Origin of the sequence: Bacillus sp. SRB_331 (assembly GCF_003264175.1) — a bacterium.
Taxonomy (GTDB): Bacteria; Bacillota; Bacilli; order Bacillales; family Bacillaceae_G; genus Bacillus_A; species Bacillus_A mycoides.
In genome coordinates, this window is sequence record NZ_NADV01000078.1 from 1 (window position 1) to 7,571 (window position 7,571).

Annotated in this window: 7 protein-coding genes; 2 read left to right on the forward strand and 5 right to left on the reverse strand. The window is 33.0% G+C overall.

The genetic code is table 11. The features are described from left to right. Nucleotides 1-203: 203 nt before the first annotated feature. The 3 genes from B5P42_RS30760 to B5P42_RS30775 all read right to left on the reverse strand — a co-directional run bounded on the left by B5P42_RS30760 (nt 204) and on the right by B5P42_RS30775 (nt 2,461). Nucleotides 204-350 carry a BC1881 family protein gene (locus B5P42_RS30760; RefSeq protein ID WP_002011296.1) on the reverse strand — a complete coding sequence of 49 codons (147 nt, stop codon included), beginning with the start codon at nt 348-350 and terminating at the stop codon, nt 204-206. 545 nt (nt 351-895) lie between these two features. Further along, entirely contained in the window at nt 896-1,357 is a 462-nt protein-coding gene (locus B5P42_RS30770) for a CarD family transcriptional regulator (RefSeq protein WP_002166152.1), read from the reverse strand. Nucleotides 1,358-1,552: 195 nt separating this feature from the next. Beyond that, nucleotides 1,553-2,461 (reverse strand): acyl-ACP desaturase, encoded by a 909-nt coding sequence (locus B5P42_RS30775; RefSeq protein WP_113736021.1) that lies wholly within the window; start codon nt 2,459-2,461, stop codon nt 1,553-1,555. Nucleotides 2,462-3,036: 575 nt separating this feature from the next. On the opposite strand from B5P42_RS30775, the gene B5P42_RS30780 reads away from it, so the two are divergent. Together B5P42_RS30780 and B5P42_RS30785 are read left to right on the forward strand one after the other, a co-directional pair. After that, nucleotides 3,037-3,336 carry a hypothetical protein gene (locus B5P42_RS30780; RefSeq protein ID WP_088032071.1) on the forward strand — a complete coding sequence of 100 codons (300 nt, stop codon included), beginning with the start codon at nt 3,037-3,039 and terminating at the stop codon, nt 3,334-3,336. Between the two features lie 642 nt (nt 3,337-3,978). After that, on the forward strand, nt 3,979-4,746 hold the full coding sequence (locus B5P42_RS30785) for a polysaccharide deacetylase family protein (RefSeq protein WP_088032069.1): 768 nt from the start codon (nt 3,979-3,981) through the stop codon (nt 4,744-4,746). Between the two features lie 183 nt (nt 4,747-4,929). Here B5P42_RS30785 and B5P42_RS30790 read toward each other — a convergent pair whose 3' ends face one another. Continuing rightward, a complete protein-coding gene (locus tag B5P42_RS30790; RefSeq protein ID WP_113736022.1) occupies nt 4,930-6,360 on the reverse strand; it encodes an IS4 family transposase in 1,431 nt (476 codons plus the stop codon). Between the two features lie 114 nt (nt 6,361-6,474). Continuing rightward, nucleotides 6,475-7,065 carry an HAD-IA family hydrolase gene (locus B5P42_RS30795; protein ID WP_113736023.1) on the reverse strand — a complete coding sequence of 197 codons (591 nt, stop codon included), beginning with the start codon at nt 7,063-7,065 and terminating at the stop codon, nt 6,475-6,477. Nucleotides 7,066-7,571 lie beyond the last annotated feature (506 nt).

Consider the following 7,571-nt stretch of genomic DNA (forward strand, 5'->3'; position numbering starts at 1 on the left):
AGTTTGTTTTTTTAGCAACTAATGTATATAACATGAAAAGAAATCCTACCAATGTTAAGCTTTCCACTATGATAACCCCGACCCTCTCCTTCCTATTAACCCCAACACATCAGATGAAAATTATGTGTATCCCATATTAGCTGCAGCAAACAAAAAGGATCCTCCCTTCTTTTAAAGGCTGATCCTTTTCTTCATGCATTCAACTATTCTTGATTAATTAGAATAACAGCTGGTCCATCTACACGAATTCCACCAACTTCGATTTTTTCATAAGGCTCAACTGTAATAGAAATGACCCCTTCCCGCTTCTTTAATTCTTTACTTAATTCTTTTGTTAACATTTTTTTCATGTGTGCACTCCTTCTTACTGCTTAATTTACTATTGTTATGTAAATAAAATTAAAAGTGGTTTCCTGGTCTGGAAACCACTTTTTGTAGTTAACCATATGGTGTTACCAGTTCGCTTATCAATTTTACGTAAAGAAGATAAACAATTACTATTCACTGTCTCAGTAGATGTAAGAAATTCTTAAAGATAGCGGTGAGATTGATTGTGTTTTCTTCTAGAAATAATGACTTAGATAGTATATTACCTAAAACAATGAAAGCCCTACCTCTCTTTCATCCTTACGGCTCCTTGTCCGTGCCAGTGTGAATCAGGATTGCAAAATCAAGTGACTATTTAATCGAGTTATTTGATGAAACTTCGAACGTTCGTAAAAGAAATTTAAAAATAAAAATGGATTAGATTGAAGTAATAACAAAAGAGGTTCCTACTCTAAAAGTGAGTTAAAGAAGTTGAATGTCTTTGAAATGATTTACTTTTAATAATCATCATATTCCCGAAAAATTCAGGATATTTTCGGGGGATGTAATACATTATCTATAATGAATCTTAACAGAAACTTTTTATTTGATTTTCAGTGATTCCTTTAATTAATCCTAGTTCACTAATCAAAAATTCATGTGCGTTATCCAACATTTTTTTTTCGCTTGTATTAAGTGCCTTTTCTTTCTTCATACGCATTAAATCACGTACAACTTCAGCACCTTCTTGTATTTCACCCGTTTTTATTTTGTCCGTGTTCACTTTATACCTTTGTTTCCACGGCAATAATTTATCTGATTCTCCATGCTGAAAAATTTGTATAATGTGTTTTAATGCAAGTATATCAGTAACTGGGCGTATACTCGAACTTAATATTTTCCCCATAGGAATCATGACTTGCATATTACTGATCGACATTTTTATAACATAATACTGTTGTTTTTTTCCTGAGAATTCTTTTTCTTCTATGGCTTCAATTATACCTGCTCCGTGCATTGGATAAACAATGTTATCGCCAATTTGAAACATATAATCCACCTCCATATATGGTAACCTTCTCAACCTTAACATATATGTGATTTTTTATCAAATATTTTATAATATCATAAAATTGTTTTTATCGTCAACTACTTTTTTGACAAAAATTAAATCAAGTAAAAAACACCCCAAAAACAATAGGGAGTGTGTCAGATTCCCCCACTTATATTCAGAAATCTCTACTCATTAGCGTAGATCAGTTTTCCCTTGAAAACGACCAAATCGATCCCGTATTTTTTTCAATCTTGTGTGGTATTCCAAAATCTCAATTCTTGCTTTTTCAGCTAAAGGTGCAATTGGTCGTAAGTCTTTTAACCCCCAATAATCAACCACTACATCAAGTACTTGATCAAAATATTGTAGTGGTCCATAATTCGCTTCTTTTGCAATCACAGCCATTCTATTTTCAAAATCAGGCATGACGGCACCTGGCATTTTAAAATTCTTAATCACATTGGCAATATGATAGCAATAATTGGGTTCCAATTCCAAATGTATTCGAATCACGTCTCGATAAAACGCATAATGAAGAGTTTCATCTTTTGCAAGACGGCGTAATAATGTAGCAAGATCTGGATCATGCTTACTTGCAACCTTAGCAACATTATTGTAAAACACCATCGTTGCAAGCTCTTGTAGCGTCGTATACGTCATGGCTTCGATTGGTGTATGAAAATCTGGCTCAAATCCACCCTCAACGACTGACTTTCTTAATTCATGTATTCGTTTAGGATTCACACTTCGAGTGAGTAGTAAATATGTCTCCAATAAATTCGAATGTTGATCCTCTTCTGAAGTCCATGTGTGAATAAAGTCCGTAATAACAGAAAGGGATCCTTTAAAAGTTGCAGATAAATACGTTGTAAACCATGGTAAATTCACTTCTGTTAATAAAGCTGTTTCAATGGCTGTAATTACACCAGAAGGAAGAGTAACTTGACTTTCATCCCAAGGAACTCTTTTAAAGTCCATTCCCTTATCCCATGGTAAAAACTCATGATAACCCCAGTCTATCTTCTGAGCTCTTATTTTATGTTGTTCATACAGTTCTTTTAAACGTGGTTCTAATCGGAAATCTAAATCATTTGTTAGCATCTATAAGTGCCCCCTTTTCTTATCATATAAATAGTCATTCTATTTTTACTCTTAAAATTTTCTACAAATAAATATTACGTTCCTTTTTTAAAGTCAAACATAATAAATTTGTAACAAAATTCTTTAAGAGCGCTTTATTTCTATATGATTTTTTCATATCAAAAGGGTTTTGAGGCATACGATATGTTGCTTATTAGCCTAAATAAAAAAACTATCCTCAGTAAATAGAGAATAACATTCATGGATGAAGATACTCGTCATGTTGTAAATCTTGGTGATTGTAAAAAGATGCATGCCCATAATGAATCGTTTTATAATAAAGATTGATAAACAATTAATCTTTCATGCATTATCGCTACTTTCTAATTTTGTTATTTTTAGCAAAAACTGAAAAGAGTAATGATATTTTGTACACACTAACAACTTATTTAGATGTAAAATCCAAGATGTTAGATTAACCGCTTGAAAAATATATACAGTTGATGAGATAGCCTTAACAAGATCACTGTACATTGGCTATGATGGGGTTATTTACACGGTTAGACCGTGCACAAAGGGAAGAGGAGGCGATAAATATGCAGTCAACGGAAGCGCATATGAAGGAAAAACAGCGTAGAGAAAAAATAGAAATAATATTTAGTCACAGGGTAAAAGGAGAAAGTTATTTTCACGGTTCCTCCTATCGATGGAAAAACATTGTATACCAAAATTATAATAGGATACAACAAAAAGAGTTGAAAATTGAACAACTCATTTTAAAAATGGAAAAAGAAGGGATTCGTTTTACGCAGCACCGTTCACTCATACACTATCCCGTCATTGATTTTGTAAAATATATAGCTAAGGTTTATAAGGAAACCCTCGAACTACAATAATCATGATTATATGTTCAAAATAAATAATCATATTCAAAGGAAACCTTTATAAAAAGTTTATTTTCGAAACTTTGTTAACAAAAAGCTCAAAACTCATTATAATATTCTTTTTATTCTCAATACTCTTCACCTTTGTTATAATAACCATAACGTATTTTAGTCGTTTGTATATCTTCAGATTTTGTGAATTTTATTACACAAAAAGACAACTCTTAATTAGAGTTGTCTTTTATTTTTTCTCGATATACATAATACTATTCTGGTGCAAAAACTCCAAGATTCTTACAACCAGATAAAAAGTAGGATTTCTCATAGGGGTCACCATATCAAAAAAAGAAAATTGTACGTTTAGACACAATTTTAGACAATCCCCCTGTACGTTAAGTTGTGGCAACCGAGATATGATAAAATGTTTAATCAAAAATGTAGAGGATTTACAATATGAGAAGTGTGCCATTAAAGGAGAGTGTATACGATGAATATCGTCAATATAAAATTGAACCCTCAACTGAGGAGACCATGATATTTCTAACCTTCAACCCATGTCACTTTCCTCTCTCCACTTTTTTAATTTCTTATTAAATAATTTGATAATAACTCCATAAACTAAACGTACTTGTATCTCATAGGAGTGTATTATTCGTGAAAAAAAATTGGATAGTCCTCATTCTTTTAATCATTTCCTTTTGTTCCACACAAACACCCATATATGCTTTTACAGATAGTCGTAAGGCATATGAAAAAACAGGGAAGGTAATTTGGGAAGTAAACACAAAGGAAAAAATAGTTGCAATAACATTTGATGATGGGCCTCATCCTATTTTCACCCCTCAAATACTTGATATTTTAGCTAAATACAATGCGAAAGCAACCTTTTTCGTAGCAGGTAATAAAGTTAAAAGGTTTCCTGCTATTTTAAAAAGGCAAGTAAAAGAAGGACACGAAATTGCTAATCATACTTATAATCATATTTATGATAAAAATATTACCGCCGCTAAATTAACTGCCGAATTAGATCAAACGGATAAAATTATCAAGCAAATCACTGGCTATAAACCAACTCTCTATCGTCCAGTTGGAGGCCTTCACAATGATTTAATTATTAATACAGCTATACAGAATGGGAAACTTGTTATTCTATGGTCATGGCATCAGGATCCTCAGGATTGGAGAAATCCAGCAGCTAGCAAAATTTCTAGATATATAACAAAAGGGGTTAAACCCGGAAATATCATTCTACTCCATGATTGGAATGGGAGCGAATTTTCTCAGACATCTCAGACAGTTGAAGCATTAGAACGTATCATGAGATATTTATACAGAAACGATTATGAATGTGTAACAGTATCTGAAATGCTCTATCGTTCCATAAAAATAATTCCCTCCCCCTTTGATCCTTTTTATCAGTGAATCTAGGCTTATTTACGGAAATTTATGAGAATTTTCTAGAGGGGGTATCGCCACATGCCCATCAAGCTAAGGTTGGGTATTCCATGAACTTCCGTTCTTGTTGCCTACATGCTTGATATTTTGTTTATTTGTTTTTAAAAATACGCATTCTAAATAAACCTTGATAAGGTGTATTTTTAAAGGTTATGCAGTTTTCTGCTTTAGATTGGATACAGTGTGATAAACAACGCCTAAAATATCAAAGACTGTCTTTTTCTCATATCGATGGGATTTCCGTCCGTTTTTCTGTAAGAGGTCAAACAGACGAAGGAAAATTTTTGATACTTCTTGGGTGTCTTGTTGTATAGCTTCATATACTAAGTACAGATGATCTTGAATCATATAAATTGCTTTATATTCACTTAATTCTTTTTGTTTTTTCTGTAGTAACAGCTGTCGCATTTTGAACATAGTGGAAGAACAAAGAAAAATAGCGATTAACTGTCCATAAAGATGACATTCTAGACGCTCTCGCTTAATATTGTGACAATGGTTGATACCAAAAAGAGATTTCCATGTTTTAAATACAATCTCTATTTGCCAACGTAGAGAGTAAATCTCGTGAACATGTTCCATCGGAACAATTTCCCATGGGATGTTGGTAATATAAACATTGATTTCTGTTAAACGTTTACTTTTTTCAGAGTATGTAACTCCTTTTTTCTTTTCAACATAAGTTTGTTGTTTCCTACGTTTGTGAATTTGAGTTGATGTGAGTCTATATATTACAACTCGTGAGGGTAATTTTTGTTGTCCAATATAGGCATTTTGAATTTCATAAGTATCTCCTGGTTTTATCTGATGCATAATATCTTCAAGATCAAGCAAAACATATAAAGATTGCTTTTTTACTGTCCCATTCCGAAAGAATTCTGGAGATTCATTTTTTACATATACTCTATTATTTAATTTTAACCGTGAAACATAGAATACTCCCCGTTGATCCATCTGATCTAAATCTTTTAGAGAAAAGTATCCTAAATCTCGAATACATAAATCTCCTGGGCATAAGGTATCCAAACACTCTGTACCAAAGGTTTTATCATTGTTTTTACCTGGTTCCATTTGAAAATTGAGGAATTTTCCACTATGTAAATCATACTCTAGTTGAATCTTAATACCAGCTGTCTGTGCACATCCTCCAGAACCAGGATAAATAGAAGCTAAATGGTTGGGTACTTGAAAAATAGTAGCATCTAAAATACGTATACGTTGAAAATAAGAGGTGTATTGGTTTGAGATTTGAGACGAATCGTTTAATTTACTTTTGATTAAAAGAGAAAATACACACTGTAGAAATAAAACAGCGCATCGGTTAAAACGTTGATTAAGCCCTCCTGGACTCATAAGTGTAGCTGTATTTGCATAAAGCTGACTACATAATCGAGTAAGAGAATCGCTTGCTACATGTTGACTGATCCAAATACATAAAGCAGCCAAATCTTGTGCCCCATATTTACTTTTACGTTTTACAAAACCTGTTTCCTGTGCAAGTTGTTGAAGGGTATCGGGAGATAAGTGTCGCTGTAGTTCTTCAGCAAACAAATGAAATTCATCTTGAATCGAAAGATTCATAAAAAACGCCATCCTTCCTGTATATTTCTACAAAAAGAATAACGCTTTCTGTGAATTATGGATATAAATTTATCTTAGGTTGATAGTGATGCGTCAGTGCCCCCTTTCTATCATTTATTGTTGATTATGCACTTGTCTTGATGATGGAATATCCGTATTAAAGAAATCCAAGTAGTCGTGTAAATGGTAATCTGCTACATCACTTTGTCCTTGATACATGCAGGTTACAATTCCTAATTCTTTTGCAGGTAACAAATCTAGTTCCCTGTCCCCAATAGCTAGGTCAATTCTGTGCTTCTGATGCAAGTGAATATAAGATGCTGGATTAGGTTTGCGAGGAAAACCATCATCAATTGTAACCATATCTACAAAGTATTTGTCCCAGCCATAGTATTTTACGATTTCTAAAACGCCATCTTTATGTTTATGTGTCATGATTACATTCTTATCCGCGAACTTTAAGATCTCTTCCACACCATGAAATGGTTTCATATCTTTTGGAGACAATTTTTTCTTTAATCTTTTAATCTTTTCTTTCTGATCGCTAGAGATATTATAGTAGTCCACGGCGTGGGAATATGAAATTTTCAACTTTTCATAAATTTCCTGTTTGTCTACCGCTTCTCCTAGCACTAAAGAGAGCATTTTCGTATAAGCAGGATATGTATCAAATAAGGTTCCGTCAAAATCCCATAGAATATTCAATTAAATCACCTTTCTTGTAGTTATCTTGACATAAATTCGACAAAAAAATGTAAACTCCTTTTCTTAATATACTACTATGTTCCAGTTAAGACAAAGAATGTATAGACACGCTAAAATAAGGAGTTTGCACAGTTTACTCAAAATCTTCGTTTTGGGGCAATCTCAAATTCTTGACTTGATGGGCATGGGGTAGCACCAACATTGCCATCAACCTAAGAAAACAAGTCACCCCCAAAACGATAAATAAGCTTTTTCATTACAGGAAAGCCTAAAAATTTCGTTCTGATGGTGTAATAAAACCTTAGCTTGATAGCGATGTGACGGTACCCCTATAGGTAGTTACTTTGAGAAGTCAGCTCATTTTTTTCGTTTTAGGGCGTTTATTTTTCTTAAGTTGATGGGCATGTATGATGACCCCTTATAGTACGATAGGGCACGTTAATCGAGGATGAAGGCATGAAGGCTAACGACTCTGATTTTTTTAAAATATCCCTAATAAAAAAATT